General features: G+C 62.8%; 20 protein-coding genes. 8 read left to right on the forward strand and 12 right to left on the reverse strand.

The window, feature by feature from the left end:
• Positions 1 to 80: 80 nt before the first annotated feature.
• The 4 genes from ABC766_RS12880 to ABC766_RS12895 are packed head-to-tail and all read right to left on the reverse strand — an operon-like array spanning position 81 to position 1,493.
• Complete coding sequence (locus ABC766_RS12880) at positions 81 to 332, reverse strand: hypothetical protein (protein ID WP_345822400.1); 252 nt, start codon at positions 330 to 332, stop codon at positions 81 to 83.
• 3 nt (positions 333 to 335) lie between these two features.
• Complete coding sequence (locus ABC766_RS12885; RefSeq protein ID WP_345822401.1) at positions 336 to 770, reverse strand: hypothetical protein; 435 nt, start codon at positions 768 to 770, stop codon at positions 336 to 338.
• Positions 767 to 1,243 carry a hypothetical protein gene (locus ABC766_RS12890; RefSeq protein ID WP_345822402.1) on the reverse strand — a complete coding sequence of 159 codons (477 nt, stop codon included), beginning with the start codon at positions 1,241 to 1,243 and terminating at the stop codon, positions 767 to 769. Before ABC766_RS12890 ends, ABC766_RS12885 begins: the two co-directional genes overlap by 4 nt.
• Before the next feature lie 10 nt (positions 1,244 to 1,253).
• Positions 1,254 to 1,493 carry a hypothetical protein gene (locus ABC766_RS12895; protein ID WP_345822403.1) on the reverse strand — a complete coding sequence of 80 codons (240 nt, stop codon included), beginning with the start codon at positions 1,491 to 1,493 and terminating at the stop codon, positions 1,254 to 1,256.
• Between the two features lie 155 nt (positions 1,494 to 1,648).
• On the opposite strand from ABC766_RS12895, the gene ABC766_RS12900 reads away from it, so the two are divergent.
• Together ABC766_RS12900 and ABC766_RS12905 are read left to right on the forward strand one after the other, a co-directional pair.
• Complete coding sequence (locus tag ABC766_RS12900) at positions 1,649 to 1,906, forward strand: helix-turn-helix transcriptional regulator (protein WP_345822404.1); 258 nt, start codon at positions 1,649 to 1,651, stop codon at positions 1,904 to 1,906.
• 3 nt (positions 1,907 to 1,909) lie between these two features.
• Positions 1,910 to 2,425, forward strand: coding sequence for a potassium channel family protein (locus ABC766_RS12905; RefSeq protein ID WP_345822405.1), 516 nt, complete (start codon positions 1,910 to 1,912; stop codon positions 2,423 to 2,425).
• A gap of 3 nt (positions 2,426 to 2,428) precedes the next feature.
• Here the strand turns inward: ABC766_RS12905 and ABC766_RS12910 are convergent, their stop codons facing one another.
• Positions 2,429 to 3,187 (reverse strand): hypothetical protein, encoded by a 759-nt coding sequence (locus ABC766_RS12910; RefSeq protein WP_345822406.1) that lies wholly within the window; start codon positions 3,185 to 3,187, stop codon positions 2,429 to 2,431.
• 197 nt (positions 3,188 to 3,384) lie between these two features.
• Between ABC766_RS12910 and ABC766_RS12915 the strand changes: the two genes are divergently transcribed.
• Together ABC766_RS12915 and ABC766_RS12920 are read left to right on the forward strand one after the other, a co-directional pair.
• The gene (locus tag ABC766_RS12915; protein ID WP_345822407.1) at positions 3,385 to 3,993 is read left to right on the forward strand and encodes a DUF6338 family protein; all 609 of its coding nucleotides are present in this window, start codon (positions 3,385 to 3,387) and stop codon (positions 3,991 to 3,993) included.
• Between the two features lie 353 nt (positions 3,994 to 4,346).
• Positions 4,347 to 5,123, forward strand: coding sequence for a hypothetical protein (locus ABC766_RS12920; RefSeq protein WP_345822408.1), 777 nt, complete (start codon positions 4,347 to 4,349; stop codon positions 5,121 to 5,123).
• Between the two features lie 45 nt (positions 5,124 to 5,168).
• On the opposite strand, the gene ABC766_RS12925 is transcribed toward ABC766_RS12920, so the two are convergent.
• Entirely contained in the window at positions 5,169 to 5,597 is a 429-nt protein-coding gene (locus tag ABC766_RS12925) for a hypothetical protein (protein WP_345822409.1), read from the reverse strand.
• Between the two features lie 374 nt (positions 5,598 to 5,971).
• Between ABC766_RS12925 and ABC766_RS12930 the strand changes: the two genes are divergently transcribed.
• The 4 genes from ABC766_RS12930 to ABC766_RS12945 all read left to right on the forward strand — a co-directional run bounded on the left by ABC766_RS12930 (position 5,972) and on the right by ABC766_RS12945 (position 7,986).
• Positions 5,972 to 6,316 carry a hypothetical protein gene (locus tag ABC766_RS12930; RefSeq protein WP_345822410.1) on the forward strand — a complete coding sequence of 115 codons (345 nt, stop codon included), beginning with the start codon at positions 5,972 to 5,974 and terminating at the stop codon, positions 6,314 to 6,316.
• Positions 6,317 to 6,347: 31 nt separating this feature from the next.
• Positions 6,348 to 6,572, forward strand: coding sequence for a hypothetical protein (locus ABC766_RS12935; protein ID WP_345822411.1), 225 nt, complete (start codon positions 6,348 to 6,350; stop codon positions 6,570 to 6,572).
• Complete coding sequence (locus ABC766_RS12940; RefSeq protein WP_345822412.1) at positions 6,572 to 6,871, forward strand: hypothetical protein; 300 nt, start codon at positions 6,572 to 6,574, stop codon at positions 6,869 to 6,871. The genes ABC766_RS12935 and ABC766_RS12940 overlap by 1 nt, the downstream gene beginning before the upstream one ends.
• 707 nt (positions 6,872 to 7,578) lie before the next feature.
• The gene (locus tag ABC766_RS12945) at positions 7,579 to 7,986 is read left to right on the forward strand and encodes a hypothetical protein (RefSeq protein WP_345822413.1); all 408 of its coding nucleotides are present in this window, start codon (positions 7,579 to 7,581) and stop codon (positions 7,984 to 7,986) included.
• A gap of 19 nt (positions 7,987 to 8,005) precedes the next feature.
• Here ABC766_RS12945 and ABC766_RS12950 read toward each other — a convergent pair whose 3' ends face one another.
• From ABC766_RS12950 to ABC766_RS12975, 6 genes are all read right to left on the reverse strand, one after another.
• A complete protein-coding gene (locus ABC766_RS12950) occupies positions 8,006 to 11,566 on the reverse strand; it encodes a phage tail tape measure protein (protein WP_345822414.1) in 3,561 nt (1,186 codons plus the stop codon).
• 95 nt (positions 11,567 to 11,661) lie between these two features.
• Positions 11,662 to 12,036, reverse strand: coding sequence for a hypothetical protein (locus tag ABC766_RS12955; protein ID WP_345822415.1), 375 nt, complete (start codon positions 12,034 to 12,036; stop codon positions 11,662 to 11,664).
• Between the two features lie 16 nt (positions 12,037 to 12,052).
• Positions 12,053 to 12,256 carry a hypothetical protein gene (locus tag ABC766_RS12960; protein ID WP_345822417.1) on the reverse strand — a complete coding sequence of 68 codons (204 nt, stop codon included), beginning with the start codon at positions 12,254 to 12,256 and terminating at the stop codon, positions 12,053 to 12,055.
• Complete coding sequence (locus ABC766_RS12965) at positions 12,253 to 12,528, reverse strand: hypothetical protein (RefSeq protein ID WP_345822418.1); 276 nt, start codon at positions 12,526 to 12,528, stop codon at positions 12,253 to 12,255. Before ABC766_RS12965 ends, ABC766_RS12960 begins: the two co-directional genes overlap by 4 nt.
• Complete coding sequence (locus tag ABC766_RS12970) at positions 12,525 to 13,514, reverse strand: hypothetical protein (RefSeq protein WP_345822419.1); 990 nt, start codon at positions 13,512 to 13,514, stop codon at positions 12,525 to 12,527. The genes ABC766_RS12965 and ABC766_RS12970 overlap by 4 nt, the downstream gene beginning before the upstream one ends.
• An 11-nt stretch (positions 13,515 to 13,525) precedes the next feature.
• Positions 13,526 to 14,104 (reverse strand): hypothetical protein, encoded by a 579-nt coding sequence (locus ABC766_RS12975; protein ID WP_345822420.1) that lies wholly within the window; start codon positions 14,102 to 14,104, stop codon positions 13,526 to 13,528.
• Positions 14,105 to 14,333 lie beyond the last annotated feature (229 nt).

The following is a 14,333-nucleotide window of genomic DNA, read 5'->3' on the forward strand; positions in this document are numbered from 1 at the left end:
CAGAAGACCACAGCGGTCATACGATGTGAGACGGATCGACGTCAACCGTAAAAGACCGCTGCGGCCTTCTGAGAGCCGAGCTACGCATCCTCCAGATCGCGATCGTTGCCGCGCAACCAGATGATCTGCGAGCTATGGCCCTCCGGCGCCCCGAGGCTCGGCTCCGCATCGGCGCCGTCCTCGAGGTCCGGATCGCCATCGATCTCGTCGAGCGCGGCCACGAGGTGGTCGACGGCGTCGAGAGCCAGAGCGAGGGCGCCCTGGATGCGGGTGCGCGTGTCCGGCATGCGCGCTGGCTTGGGGCGGCGCTTGAAGGTCAGGATCTCGGCCATGGTTCAGATCCTCAACGGCGCGACTTCGTAGACGTCGAGGACGTCGACCATCTGCGGTTCCGACCCGTCCCGACGGGCGGGCTGGCCCAGCTCCTCCAGGCGGTCGATGACACGGTCCATCAGCGATGTGCCCAAGCCCATCTGCCAGACCGCCAGCCGTCCGGCGGCCGTCGGCTCCTCGGAGCCGTCGGCGGCCTTGGTGAGGCACCGAGGCTGGCACGACACCGCGCAGCAGATCTCCGCGATGAGAGCCGCCGTGTCGTGGAGCGCGTTCAGCTCGGGCACGGTGAGAGCTTCGAGCTCGATCGCGCCGGCCACGTCGGCCGGCCGCGGCAGGACCGGTGCGGCGGCCGGGCGGATGCGACGAGCGACGTTGTAGCGGATCGCGGCAGCGCGCTGGCGCAGATCCGAGGTCTGCAGGATGCGAGCGAGCTTCATGCGCGGTCCCCGATCTTCGCGAGCGAGCGGACGGGCGCCATGCCGGCGTCGAGCGCCCAGGCGGGGTGATCGCTCTCCGGGCCGAGCAGCTCCGGGAATAGCGACCATAGCCGATCCTCTATGCCGGCCAGGAGGTCGTTGGCGATGTTGTCGGCCGCCGCCCGTAGGCGGCTGTCGTGGAACTGGTCCTCCTCGGCGTACATGTCGCCGGAGACGTACTCGGCCAGCGCCATGCCGATCAGCGCGGCGCCGATCTCGGTCTGCGTCGCGGGCGACAGCAGGTGCCAAGCCTGCGCCGGGGTGAACGGCAGCGGCAGGCGCGCCCACAAGGCCGTGTAGTCGGGGAGACGCTCAGTATCGTCGCCGCGCGTCGGTGCGACGGAGGCGGCGAGCAGAGGGGCGAGCTTACCGCGGCGCGCGACGGCGCGCCGACGCAGGTCCGGGGCTTGGTGATGAAGCTGTGCGGTGTTCACGTCGACCTCCTCAAGCCACGGGAATGAAGCCGTAGGCGAAGACGCCACCGGCGATGATCAGGGTGGCGGTCAGCAGCTCGCCAGCGACGTCCAGGAAGCGTGGCGCCCGGACGTGGGCGGTGTCCGGCCGCGTAGCGCGGATGACCGGGCCCCGGACAAGCATGTCCGGGTCGAGCAGGGCGTCGGCTCGGGTCTGCGGGGATAGGGGCCGGCGCTTGGCCGGACGCGGGGCGAGCGGGGGCGTTGCCATAACCGGTGTCCTCCGGGGCTGAAGGCTTCGGGATGTGCGTGGGACCGCGCTTTCGCGCAGGCGTCAGGGCTCGGCCGCGTTGCTCCTGCTAGCCGCGTCTGATACTATCGGTATTAAACGATGATGCCGGATGGCGTCAATACCGAAAGTATCAAATGGCCATTTCGACGCGTCAGGCGAAGGCGGCTCGGGCTCTCCTGGCGTGGTCACAGGAGGATCTCGCTCGCGAGTCGGGCGTGTCGATCCCGACAGTGAAGCGGTTGGAAGCAGAGGACGGCCCAATCGGTGGTCGCGCCGATACCGGGGCGAAGCTCCAGGCCGCCCTGGAGGCGGCCGGCGTCATCTTCATCCAGGAGAACGGCGAGGGGCCTGGTGTGAGATTGAAGAAGCCTTCAGCAGCAGAGCAATCGTGACAAATGCCCAAACAACGATCGAGCAAATTAGAAGCAGGGCAGCGGAAGTGGTTTGTTTTTACATGTCTATCGCCACTCGCCCTGCTGTCAGCATTGTTTTTGGGTCACAACAACCAGAAATTTAGTCCTGCATATCTTGTCGTTACATTCTGCATATTTATGTTTATTGCTGTTCGTTCGCTCATATTGAACGACCGTGTCAGATCGTTAAAATTGTTTCTGCTTGCGTCTGCTTTGGTGATAGACTTCATTTTAATGTATGCGCTCATCTACAAGGACAATGATCTGATAACATCTTCGTCCGGAGACCCAATTATGGCGAGCGATTATTTATATTTTTCAGTTATTACTTGGACAACGGTTGGGTATGGCGATTTTATCCCCAAGCCATCCGCCCGTATGATTGCAGCAAGTGAGGCATTGGTTGGCTACATTTCGATGGCGGTACTTATAGCGGCCGCACTCAAAGTCCTTGATCGGTTCACTCAGGAGAATAGCACTTCTGGTGGGACGAATTAGCAGCTATATTTCTGGGGCAATAGAGCCCCACAACCTATCTCTAATTCGAGCTTCGAATTTGTTAAGGTCGCTGCCAGCAGCATCGCTTAATTTCTGTCGATGCTCAAACATTCTAGTGGGATAAAAACCCTGACGGTTCATATCGCATTCTATAAGCGCTGATTTCACAATATCTTCAAATTCCTTAAAAGACACAAATAGATCTGGCTGTATGAAAATTGCACTTTTCCTCATCGTGATAGCAAACCGATTGAATGACTCCGCGGCCTCGCCATGATCAATTGCGTCGATAATTGCTCGATAAGACTTATCTTTATCATTTGATTCGACTACGGTTTCGATCTGGTTATCTGTAAATTTCATTTGCACCAGATGCCGTTTGAGTTTTTCCTCCGACAACCGAGACACGTCTGGATATTGGCGAATCCCAGACAAGCTTTGCGTCTTGATAATAGCATCATTCAAGTGTGACCAAAGATCTGGTAGCATTTGAAATTCAAGTTGATTGATACGAGTCGTTCTATCAAACCGTGAATTGATATCGTATTTTTTATCTTCCAATATCTTCTGGAGATCGTGCTTTTGCTGCTCCGTAGTGGCTTGAGCCTGAATTTTATACGCCTCAAGGGATTGCTGAAATCTATTGTCCATCCACTTGAATAAGACATACCGGATGACTAAAAAGGCGGCCAACACAAGGCCAACCGCCACAAGTCCCATCCAGCCATACTCGATGAATGCAGCTTTGAACGCGTTGAACATTGTATCTTGCATTGCTCGGGATATGCCTAGTGGATCGATCGGGTTAGGGTCAGCGAAAGGAAGCTTTCCGCGGAAGCCCACGTCAAGATGGGTGCCCCTATCGAATGTGATGCAGGCGTGGGCGTGCTGCCGACGGATCCAAAAAGTGCACCCAACGTTGACGTTGGCCTTGGCATCCAGGCGCTTAAGGGCAGACGATGAGCGGGCTGACTTCACTCGACGTAGTATACATCGCTCTCATTTTCGTTGTCCCAGGCTTCATAATTCGAGCCGTGCGAGCGCAATTTGTCATCGAGCAAGATAGAACCGGCGTCGATCAGTTTGTTAGACTGCTCGCATACAGTTCTATCAACAACGCTGCTTTCGGATCAGCTATTTATCTCGCATTTCCATACAATCTACTTGCAGAAAACAAAATATTAGTCTGGAGTTTTCTTATATTAATCGCTCCTGCCGTATCTGGCATAGCTTCCGGCGCGTCTTCGCAGCGACAATTGCTTTATAAGCTTCTTTGTTGGTGCAAACTCAGGCCGATCCACGTCGTTCCTAATGCTTGGGATTATAAATTTTCTCAAGCCGGCGGCGAGTTTATCTGTGTTACTACGAAGGATGATAAGCAAATCGGTGGCTGGTGGGTGAATGACTCTTTTGCATCCTCCGACAGCAAAGAAAGGGACATACTTATTGGTCAAGTCTACGACATTCACGACGACAAGCCATGGGAACCGACAGGCAAGAGCACTCTTATAGTTGCCGGAGAAGTCAAACGAATCGAGTTCCAGCGACCGAAGATACAAGGAATGTAGGATGGCACAGGATAACAAGGATAATAAGGGGCCGGCTCCTTTGCAGGAGGTTCAGAAGGGCCATCCGGGCAGGATGGCGCAGGATGGACACCCGGGCCGGCAATCGCTGAACGAGGGACACAAAGGACACACCGGGAGTCATCCGACATACATACAAGGTGGACACGCCAGCGCGACCAGCCAGGCGGCACCCACGCCACCGACCGGTGGCCCCTCTGAAAGGGCCGCCCCTTCTAAGGCCGCCGAGAAGAAGGACTGAGGGCTCTGGCCGTCACTTTCTGCGCCCGGCGAGGCGATCGCCGGGTCGCTCGTGCGAGGATATAGTTGATGATCAGATCGCAGCCAAATGAGACATGTCGCGCAGAACGATAATCGGCAAATGCCGCATATGCGGCAGCGTAGGACCGCTTACATACGAGCACATTCCTCCGGAATCTGCCTTCAACGACCAAAGTGTACTGGAGCCAAACAGGGACCTTATCATCGGTCGCGATACGATCGAATATCTAGACAATCGTAAGGGGAGAACTAATCAAAGAGGAGTTGGTGGCTACACCTTGTGTGGCGATTGTAACAGCAAAACTGGTAGCTGGTACGTTCCTGCATTCACTGATTTTTCTCATGCGCTTTACCCAATGTGTGCAGGTCTTGAAGTTTATAAATCAGGCTGGATCACCCTTAAAATCAAGCCTTTGAACATCTTAAAACAAATTATGACGATGTTTTGCAGTGTCAACTCGGAACGGTACGCTGAAGTTCACCCTGAAATGATCCGCTTCATACTAAATCAGGAAAATCGAGCGCTGCCGGATAAATTTCGTATTTCCATTGCTTTGTACAATTTGGAGCATTCTGTCGTTCTGCGGTCGACCGGTATTGCCTCCTCTATGGACATGAATAACGGCCGACTTTCAGTGTTCTCCGAAATCTCTTTTCCGCCGCTAATCCTGATGCTGGATGTCGGTCAATATCCCGTCGATGAAAGATTGACTAACATCACTTGGTTTAAAAACTATAATTATAATGAGGTCCGGAGCATCAATTTGATACTGAAAAGCTTGCCGATTTCAACGCCTGTGGGCAATTTCCTTACTGAAACAGAATTGCGCGCCTTGTACACTGATAGCTGATGCTTCGACGCTAGGTTTCTCGGAAGATTTTGGCGAATTGGTCCTCTAAGGCCGCGTGACCTCCAGGGCCACGTAATCTCCCTTCACGAAGCACTCGACCTTCAAGCCGCTAGCCTTCGCCTCCTTGAGGGTGCCGGCTGCGCGCGAGGCAGCACGGACGCACGACAGCATCACCCCTGCGGCCTGATCCTCGGTCGTGCCGAGGGCGAGGCTGGAGGTGCGAGCGATGAGTTGAGCGAACCCGGCGACCGAGCCTGGATCGTCCTTGCTGCCGGACACCCGGGAGATGGTCGCGCCCTTGCAGTCGACGGAGAAGTTGGCGGCTTCCGGGTGCTGCATCTTGATCGCCGGGCCGATGCGGGTGCGGACGGATCCGCCGACCTGGGCGGCGATGCGCGCGGCGGCCGTGTCGCACTGGTCAGCGGCGGCAGGAGTGGCCGAGATGATGATTAGGCCGAGGATCAGCGTGCGCATCCCGTAGGGTGGCGGAGTGCCGGGATCACGTCCAGTCGCTCTTGTCTTCCTTTGTGCGAGGCTCCGTCACGCCGAGATCGACGATCCGGCTTGGCGGCGCATAGCGCTGGCCGCTCGGCGCCGCCCCGATCTGCTCACGGGGCGGGGGAGCATCCGATCTCACCAGTGCGAGCCGAACCAACACGCAACGCAACTCGCCCACCGAATGGTCGGAGGCAATTACTGGGGCGTGCGGTCTCTTCTCGATCAACCGTCCCGAGCTGATACGGTCGCACAGCTTCTGCGAGTTTCGCACAACCTAGACGCACGCGCACCCTTGTCAGCGCGAGGCGCGGCTGGCCTCATCTGGAAGTTGAGTTCCCCAGAAGGTCACCATGCTCCGCCCCATCCTGCTGGCCGCCGTCGCAGTGGCCGCAACCGTCGCTCCTGCCGGCGCCGCCGACTTCGTGATGGCCGGCAAACCTGGTCGGCTCGAGACGGGATTCATCGGCTGCCGGGACAAGGACGACCTCAGCAAGGTCAAGTCGCTGTTCCTGGCCGGCGACAAGGAGGCGGCGATCAAGTTCGTCACCCGCAAGATCCCGGACTGCCGGCCGTTCAGCGAGGGCGTCACCGGCATCGTCGAGGAGAACTCCGTGTGGTCCAACTCGACATGCTTGCGGCCGAAGGGCGAGCCGGACTGCTTCTGGCTGCCGATGCCGTTCGTGAAGCCCCAGTAGCGCCTCCACTCGCCGTCAGGAGAGCTGAAAAATGCCCCGCCGTCGCAAGACCTTCGGCACGTCGTTCTCGTGGAAGCGCGCCAGCGGGATGTCGGCCGCCAAGGGGCGCCTCTCGCGTCAGATCGGTGTGCCGCTCACCCGCGGCGGCCGCAGGCAGAAGATGGGCAGGGCGATGGGCTGTGCCTTGCCGTTCGCCCTGATCTGCGTCGCAGCAGTCGGTATGGCGGGCACCACGATAGTTTGGGCACTGGGCTGATGGCCTACTGGCTGAACGTCGCATCCGCGTTAGCGGCCATCGCCGCCGCAGGGCTCTGGTGGGCCTCGGCGAGGGTAGAGGTCCCGAGCCAGTTCCCCATCACCGTGTACAGCATGCACACCTCGATGAACCAGATCATCGGTGAGCAGGTCGTGTCGACCGGATCCAGCCCGGAGATCGACAATCTCGCGCGGGCGATGATCAGGCAGAGCCAGCTGAGCGCGTGGGCTGCCGTGGCAGCAGGGATAGCTGCGGCCCTCCAAGGCGTGGCGCTTCTATTGCCTTCTGGCGCAGGATAGTGGCCGGGGGTGTTAAGTTTGTAAATCGAATTATGATACTTTTGGCTGATTATACCAGAGCAATCACATATTGACCGGATCTAGCATCTCATGTTGTCCTTGATAGTATCGCAAACACAAACTAGGCGATTCTTACCTATGAAACTCATGTCATTTATCGTTCTTGCCGGCGCTTTATGTGCAAGTAGTGCGCAGGCTCAATCAGAAGGCGCAATCAACGCGGAGTGGTGCCTTAAGCGGGCCACCAAGCTGATAAAAGATCAGCCGATGTTGTCGGAGTGTCCAAAATATGTGCCGAAATACGGTCTTCGTCACCAGAATGATTTAGCAAGAGAGGCGGGCCAAGAGGCCTGCGCGGGACACGACGATCGTGCGATCGAACTGCTACAGATCTGCCAATGTCACAACAATAACGCTAGCAATAGCCTCAGCCGAGACAAAGAGTCTGTGATTTCTTGGCTGAAGGGCGAGTTCTGCAAAAGGTAATTACACGGAATTGCGGGGGTGCCGACAGTATCGATCGGTTCCTCCGCGTCACCTAGTGCTCGCGGATCGCTCCCAACTCGTTTCGACGTGATAGCTCAGTGGAGCGCCTAAACGTGGCTCAAGCTGCTGGCAGGACCCTGATGCACTACGCCTTAGTCGGTCTTGCTCTCTTCATAAGTTGCACGGGCGTTCAGGCCGATCCGAAACCGTCGGACGCTGCGATGATGCAGCGGGTCCTGAAGCGGATTGAGCAGGACAACCGCGAGTGCAACGTCGGGATGTCCTACGCCGGTCGGATCGGCGCTGGCGGGGGCCCGTCGTCGGCGCGGTTCGATGGCGCGCTGGTGCTGATCTACAGTGTCGACGGCTGCAACGGCGGCAACAACTGGGGCTACACCGCGCAGGTCTACGGGGTGAAGGACGACACGGCGGTTGAGATCGGCAAGCCGCAGAGCTGGTCGATCGTTAAAGGCGCGGACTTCAACGACAAGCGGGCGGTGATCTACGCCGTCGCGCAGGGGCCTGGCGACGCCCATTGTTGCCCCTCGGAGGGCAAGACGATCGAGGTGACCGTCAACAACGGGCAGGCCGTGTTCCGGCAGATCAAGGCCTGGCACAACAGCAATTAGCCGCGCCCATGCTGGTGCGTCAGCTCCAGTCGGCCGGATCGCCCATGTTGAGCTTTGCGCCCATCTCGGTGATGCCCATGTCGGCCGTGAGACCATGGCGCCCTTTCACGCGGAGCGACGTTGCCCGCAGGCCCGCCTGCCGAAGCCCAGTCACCTCGATCTGCCCGTGAAAGCCGGACTGGCCGAAGCGCTCAATGTGCCGGCCCAGCTCGGCAACGTGCTCGCGGAGCTCGGACATTCCTCGGCCGCCACCGGCCCCGATGCCGCCCGCCGGCGCCTCCGGGATCTCAAGGCCGCTGCGGGTGACCGACCGGATCGACCCGTCCGGCATCCGCATGGTGCCGTCACCGAGATCGAGACCTTCCTTACCGTCGAGGCCCCTGATCAGCTTGGGCTCCAGCGCGGCCGCATCCTTGGCCACGCCGGCACCCAACGGCGCCCGATCGCCTCGCGCCAGGGCGCGACGTAGCGCCGGATTGAACGGAGCCCAGTCCTGCGGCCGCCCGCCCCTGCTCCGCAGGAGCGCAAGTGCCACGCGCGTCTGCTCCTCCAAGGAGGATGAGATGGCGTTCCGCGTCTTGATCCCGAGTCCGGGCGCAAGCCGCCGCCAGTTGGAATTGAGGATCTGGAAGTACCCCTGAGCGGTGGCACCGCGGGCCGTCATCGGATCGAGGCCCTGGCGGGTGCCCACGTAGTTCAGGGTGTTCCGACCGTGGCTCTCGTGCAGCTGGATCAGGCCGAGCATGTTGCGCTCGGCATCCGTCATGTCGACCGAGGCTGGGATGCCGGGTATCGAGCCGCCTGACGCGCTACCACCGCCGGAGCCGCCGCCTGTGCCGGTCCCGCCCCCGAAGCGCGGAACGCCGGCCCCAACACCACCGATCCCGCCGCCGCCACCGCCGGGGCTGAAGCTCGCGCGCTGGATCAGCCCGCCGCCGCCGCCCATGCCCGCGCCAGGGGCGAAATTGATCGGGACGAAGATGCCCTCGCGGAACTGCTCGTTCAGCTTCTGGAGTAGCGAGCGGCCCTGCTCGATCACCTCGCCGGCCTTCGCCTTGATCCCGTCCGCAACACCGGTTCCGACCTTCTCGCCAGCCTCCTTGCCGGCGGCCTCCGGGTTGACCGGGCCCGACAATCCGAAGCCTCCGATGCCGGTGCCCTGGATCGTGAGTGGCATCGCGCCGGGCGCCAGCGTCATGCTCGGCGCCGTCTTTGGCGCCCATGAAGGTGCTTCGGTGGAGCCAGACAGACCTGGCAGCTCGTCGCCGGGGTTCATCGCGATGTCCGGTCGACCGCCGGTGCCGTTCACGGATTTCGACGGGTCGCCGTATTCGGAGAGCACGTAGCCGATCCCGGCTGCACCAGCGCCCACGAGCCCGGCCCCCAGGAGTGAGGGCAGGAACCGACCGCCCTTCTTGGCCACCTCCGGAAGCGCGCCGGCCGCGCCCTTTGCGCCCTGGAGCACCGCAGCCTCGGTGAGAGCCGCAGCGGCGGCCGTCAGGGCTGTGGCGGAGCCGTTCAGCGCCACCGCGCCGCCCCCGAAGCCCAGGAGGGTCTTGGTCAGCGTGTAGGCCCCGTAGGCCCCGCCACCCAGCGCCGCGGCGCCACCGCCGAGGCTGAGCGCCTGCTGCTGCTCCTTCGACAGGCTGGAGAACAGGTCGATCCCGTTGCCGGCCAGATCCGCGGTCCATTTGATGAGACCCGCATTGGCGTTGCCGATCTGCAAGACCAGGTTCTCGAACGAGCCCTTCAGGTTCTCAACTGAGCCACCCACGCCCGCGAACACGTAGTCGGCCTTCTTCTTCGCGAAATCCGGGTCGTCGCCGGACTTCTTGATCTCCTCTCGGGCGACCTTGAACTCGTCCCACTGTCGCTGGGTGATCGCACCCTTGCCGCCGTGCTTGTCCGTGAACAGCGCGTTGAGCTGGGCCAAGGTCATGTTCTTGGCCATGGCGTCGTCGAGCAGGCGCTCCACGTCCACGTTGCCGGCGCTCATCCGGTAGAAGTCGCCCGCGGCTTTGGCGGCGGCCTTCGCATCGCTCGCCCGGACCTTGCCCTTCTTGTCCTTGCCCAGGATCCCGCCGGCCGCCTCGACCACCGCGGCGGTGTAGCGGCCCTGATCGCCGAGCAGGTCCTTGTTGGCGTTGATCGCATCGAGCCGACGCCGGATCTCCGGGGTGAATCCCTTGCCGATCTTGAGCTGGAACGCTCCCTCCAGGGCGCTCGTGCTCAGCCTGTCCGGCATGCTCACGTAGTCGGAATGGCGCATCCCGGCGGCGGCCAGGGCCAAGTGCCCCTTGTTCGTCGGTGATACGAGGTGCGAAGCCACCGAACGGATGAACACGCCGGCCTCGTCGCCGCGCAGGCCACCGCGTCGTGCGAGCGCGCCGAGCGACATCAGGCTCTCGGTCGAGACACCGGCCGCGGTCCCGGGCGCCGCGGCGAACTTGACGTACTGGGATACGTCCTCGCCGTTCATGCCTCCCAGCTTCGCCATCTTCACGAGCTGATTGGTGGCCTTGTTCGCCTCCTGGAGCGCGCGCTCCTTGGTCGAGATGTCCTTGCCGGTCGCCTGCAGGTAGGAGCGGATCGTCTCCGCGCCCTCTTTGAGGTCGGTGTCCATCAGGGTCGAGAAGTTGCGGACGTTGTCGATGATGCCCTGTGCGACCTCGGCCTTCAGCCGGGGCGCGAACCCGGCCGGCAGGCCCTGCATGGCCGCGGTCTGGGCGTGCACCACGTCGATGTTGGAGAACTGCGTCTCCTGACCGATCTTGGTCGCCTGCTTCAGCAAGGCGGCCTGATCCGTCTCGCTGATGTCGGTGTAGACCTTCTGCTTGCGCACAGCGATGTCGAAGGCAGCGGCCGAGTTGACTGCCTCGAGGCCGATCTTCTTGCCCTCGTGCGCCGCCAGCACACCGGCGCCAGCCGCGATCGTGCCGAGGGCCTCGCGCCGACGCGCGCTCCTCGCGATCCGCGCCTCGGTGGCCCGGGCGCCGGCTTCTTCCGCCGCGACCTGCGCCTTGAGAGCGCGCGTGGCGAGATCGGTCTGGCGCGCCAGCGTGGTCTGGTGCCGCTCAAGGCTCGATAGGTCGACGCCAAGCTTCGACGCCGCACTCTCGGCCGCACGGAGGGTCGAGGTCTGCGCCGAGAAGGCAGCGGAAAGCTGCTTCACATCCTTCTCGGCGGCACGATAGGCTGTGCCGAGACGCTTCACCTCCGCCCCGAGCGCTGCCGCCTGCTGAACGCTGTCGGCCGTCTTCGCGACCTTCTGAGCTGCGGCGAAGTCCGTCACGGCCTTGCGGGCCACGTCGTACTCCTTGGCTAGGCGGGCGGTTTCCCTCTCCACCGCGGCCAGGTTCTTGACCGTCGACTCCAGGGGCCCGCGGGCAGACATGACCGCGCCCGCGGCCCGCATCTGCCGCTCGACGTCAGAGTAGGCTTTGCCCAGACGCTCGACCTTGTCGGAGAAAGCCGCGGCCTTCTCCGCCTCCTTCATCGCCTTGACGACCTTGGCGATCTCGGAGGATGCCCGGTCTTCGCCGCTGATGACCAGCTTGGCTTCGATCGTCTTGCTCGCCATTACCTACCTCTGCCGCGCTGCTCGCTCTGCCGCCTTCGTCCGCTTCTCGGCGTAGGTGGCTGCATCGCGCCACCAGCCGATGACCCGGGACAGGGTCATGTCGTCGACGGTTCCGGCATCGAAGCCTGCGTCGAAGACGAGCTCTCGTCCGAGGTCTTGGAGGCCGCGGTCTCCACGGCGTCCTGGAAAAAACCCACGATGGCCTCCCGCACCTTGCGGGTGTCCTTGATGCCGAGCTGGTCGAGGACGAGAGGGTCGCCCGGTTTGCCGTCCTCGGTGAGGAGGCGCTCGGCATATTTCTCAATCGCCGGCATATCGTCGACGCGGCGGCTGTATTCGCCGGCCGGCACCCAGACGTAGGGATCGCCGAGCTCCATCAGGTCGCGGAACTTCGGCTCGCGGAACTCCAGCTGCCGGAGTGGCCTGTGGCCGACGATGGGCTTCTCGAGGACGACGATCTTGTTGGGCATGCGTTCTCTCCGCGGGTCAGTGGATGGGGGTCGAGGATTCAAGCGCCTCGACCATGGCGATGGTGTCCTCGACCACGGCGATGTGCGCCTCGGTGGACTCGGACAGCCTAACGAGCAGGTCCGTGGCGGCACCGGTGCCGATCGCCTCCAGGCGAGCCGCGAGCTGCCGCAGGAGCGCCACGTGCGAGCAGTCCGGGTTTTCGAGGAGCGCGGCGCTCAATGTCGCGTCTCCGGATGAGGCTGGACCGGGATCGCTCCGACCCAGGAGGACACGGCGTCGACCGTGCGCAGCTCCGGCGCCTGGCGAAGCAGCAGCACCGCGGCGTCGGGCGTGAGATCGAGGCGCAGAGCCAGAGCGAAGGCGACCAGCCGGCGCTCTTCCGCCTCGGCTTCTGGCGCCCCCATGATCGCGTCGATCCGGGTGTCCCGGCGGAGGCGATAGGCCTCCGCACGGTCCTCGCCGTCGAGATCGTGGAGATCGGCTAGGGTCACGCCACGCTCCGTAGCGGGGGCGAGACGCGGGCGCCGCTACGACCGTCGCCGAGCGGAGCGGTGACCAGTTCGAACCGCTCCTGGACCGGACGCTGATCCTCCGGGCGCTCGACGAGCTCTCGGCTGAGATGGTCGAGGGCGGTGGCGGCACTGCGGACCTGCTCGCTCGTCACGAAGTCGTCGCCGAATGCATAGAAGGCCGGCAGATTGACCAGCCTGAGCAGAGAGCCGCTGTTCCAGGGCTCCCGGACCGCCTCATGGTAGCGGATGCGCGTGAAGCGGCGCCGCGTGCAGTGGAACGGGTGGCCGGTGCCAACATGACTGCCGGCATTCTTCGTGTAGTACACCCCCTTGTTGCTGCCGGGCTTCGCCTGAACATCGTCCTGCTTGTCGGCGGACATCGGTTCGGCGCGGCCGTCGATCACCCACAGATCGATCTCGGTCCGCTCGATGATCTGCTCGGGAATGGACCGGAGGCCGCGCAGCTCGTTTTCGACCGGCGGAATGGGGCCGAAGTCGGCCTGCAGGGGCTCGGCCTGCTCGCGGGCCACCTCCGCCTCGGCGAGATCCCGGAGCAGGCCCCGCAGCGCCAGGGCGTGCCGGCGGTACTCGGCCGGGAGGCGCTGGCGGATGGCATCGCACTTGGCGACCGCGTCTGCGTGCTGGGCCCGGCGCGCGTCCCGCTCCCGATCGTCCCGGACGCTGGCGATACGGCGGGTGAGTGCCGCGGTCAGGGCCTCGGCGCGGTCGAGGTCGACGACGGCTCGGGCCTTGGTCACCTGGATCTGCTCCAACTCGGCGGGCGTGGCATCGAGAAGGTTCTCGCGGTAGCTGGCCTCGGCGGCGTCCCGGTCCCGGGTGGCGACTTCAATCTGGCCGCCGGCCTCGGCGAGCCCGGCCTCCAGGGCGTCGAGGTCGGTGCCGGTGCGGGCCAGCGCCACGAGGTCGGTGGCGGGCTTGGCGGTCTTCTGAGTGGGTGCCTTCATGGGTGGTCCTCCTAGGGATTGAGACCGTCAGCTTCGGGCTCGCCGAGCTCGGTGAGGTGCTTGTGGATGTGGGCGACGAGGATCTGCGTCAGGACACGAGCATCGACCTTCAGCTCGTCGGCCATCTCGATCGCCACCCGGGCCGGCCACGACAGCCACGCGTCCCGAAGGTTGCGGGCCGTGTCGAAGAACAGCTTCTCGGCGGCGGCGCGGTCGACGAGGCGGCGGGACTGTTCGGCTTGGTCGAGGTCGCGCTGCCGCGCCTTCAGGATCAGCTCGGCGGTCCGCGCCTTGCTGAAGTCGATGCCGCGGCCGTCGTCCGCGATGCCTTCCTCGGCCAGGATCCGGGCAATCAGAGTGACGGCGGCCCGGGCTTCGTCCTCGGTCCGGACCGGCACAGGGCGCTGCGAACCACTCGTGCGAACCTCCGGCGTGGTTCGCGCCTGGGTTCGCACCTTGGTGCGCGCCGGATCGGTGCCTGCTTCCCATGCGGCGCGAGCGGCGACCGGATCGACGGTCCCATCCGCTAAGCGATTGATCCGGCCCGCCTTCACAGCCTTGCGGACCGCGGTCTCGCTGACGCCGATCATCCCGGCGAAGTGTCGTTGAGAGACACCCCGGGTCATGGATGCGAACCCCGGCCAGGGTGCGAACCTAGATTTTCGAACCCGGCGCTAGGAAGGGACAGCGCCTCTACAGCCCGTCCTCCGGTCGAGGTGGCAGGGTCCCTACGGTGTTGCTCAGATGTCACGCTTTGGGAGGGTGGCAGGGCTTCGGCATGCCCGCAGCCACCTCCGACCGACTGGTCGCCTTCCCAGG

Source organism: Methylobacterium fujisawaense (genome assembly GCF_039619325.1).
Lineage (GTDB): Bacteria > Pseudomonadota > Alphaproteobacteria > Rhizobiales > Beijerinckiaceae > Methylobacterium > Methylobacterium fujisawaense.

Coding starts and splice junctions, on each gene's coding strand:
- ABC766_RS12880 (WP_345822400.1), bottom strand. CDS start 332: ATGGCCGAGATCCTGACCTTCAAGCGCCGCCCCAAGCCAGCGCGCATG.
- ABC766_RS12885 (WP_345822401.1), bottom strand. CDS start 770: ATGAAGCTCGCTCGCATCCTGCAGACCTCGGATCTGCGCCAGCGCGCT.
- ABC766_RS12895 (WP_345822403.1), bottom strand. CDS start 1,493: ATGGCAACGCCCCCGCTCGCCCCGCGTCCGGCCAAGCGCCGGCCCCTA.
- ABC766_RS12900 (WP_345822404.1), top strand. CDS start 1,649: ATGGCCATTTCGACGCGTCAGGCGAAGGCGGCTCGGGCTCTCCTGGCG.
- ABC766_RS12905 (WP_345822405.1), top strand. CDS start 1,910: ATGCCCAAACAACGATCGAGCAAATTAGAAGCAGGGCAGCGGAAGTGG.
- ABC766_RS12910 (WP_345822406.1), bottom strand. CDS start 3,187: ATGTTCAACGCGTTCAAAGCTGCATTCATCGAGTATGGCTGGATGGGA.
- ABC766_RS12915 (WP_345822407.1), top strand. CDS start 3,385: ATGAGCGGGCTGACTTCACTCGACGTAGTATACATCGCTCTCATTTTC.
- ABC766_RS12920 (WP_345822408.1), top strand. CDS start 4,347: ATGTCGCGCAGAACGATAATCGGCAAATGCCGCATATGCGGCAGCGTA.
- ABC766_RS12925 (WP_345822409.1), bottom strand. CDS start 5,597: ATGCGCACGCTGATCCTCGGCCTAATCATCATCTCGGCCACTCCTGCC.
- ABC766_RS12930 (WP_345822410.1), top strand. CDS start 5,972: ATGCTCCGCCCCATCCTGCTGGCCGCCGTCGCAGTGGCCGCAACCGTC.
- ABC766_RS12935 (WP_345822411.1), top strand. CDS start 6,348: ATGCCCCGCCGTCGCAAGACCTTCGGCACGTCGTTCTCGTGGAAGCGC.
- ABC766_RS12940 (WP_345822412.1), top strand. CDS start 6,572: ATGGCCTACTGGCTGAACGTCGCATCCGCGTTAGCGGCCATCGCCGCC.
- ABC766_RS12945 (WP_345822413.1), top strand. CDS start 7,579: ATGATGCAGCGGGTCCTGAAGCGGATTGAGCAGGACAACCGCGAGTGC.
- ABC766_RS12950 (WP_345822414.1), bottom strand. CDS start 11,566: ATGGCGAGCAAGACGATCGAAGCCAAGCTGGTCATCAGCGGCGAAGAC.
- ABC766_RS12955 (WP_345822415.1), bottom strand. CDS start 12,036: ATGCCCAACAAGATCGTCGTCCTCGAGAAGCCCATCGTCGGCCACAGG.
- ABC766_RS12970 (WP_345822419.1), bottom strand. CDS start 13,514: ATGAAGGCACCCACTCAGAAGACCGCCAAGCCCGCCACCGACCTCGTG.
- ABC766_RS12975 (WP_345822420.1), bottom strand. CDS start 14,104: ATGATCGGCGTCAGCGAGACCGCGGTCCGCAAGGCTGTGAAGGCGGGC.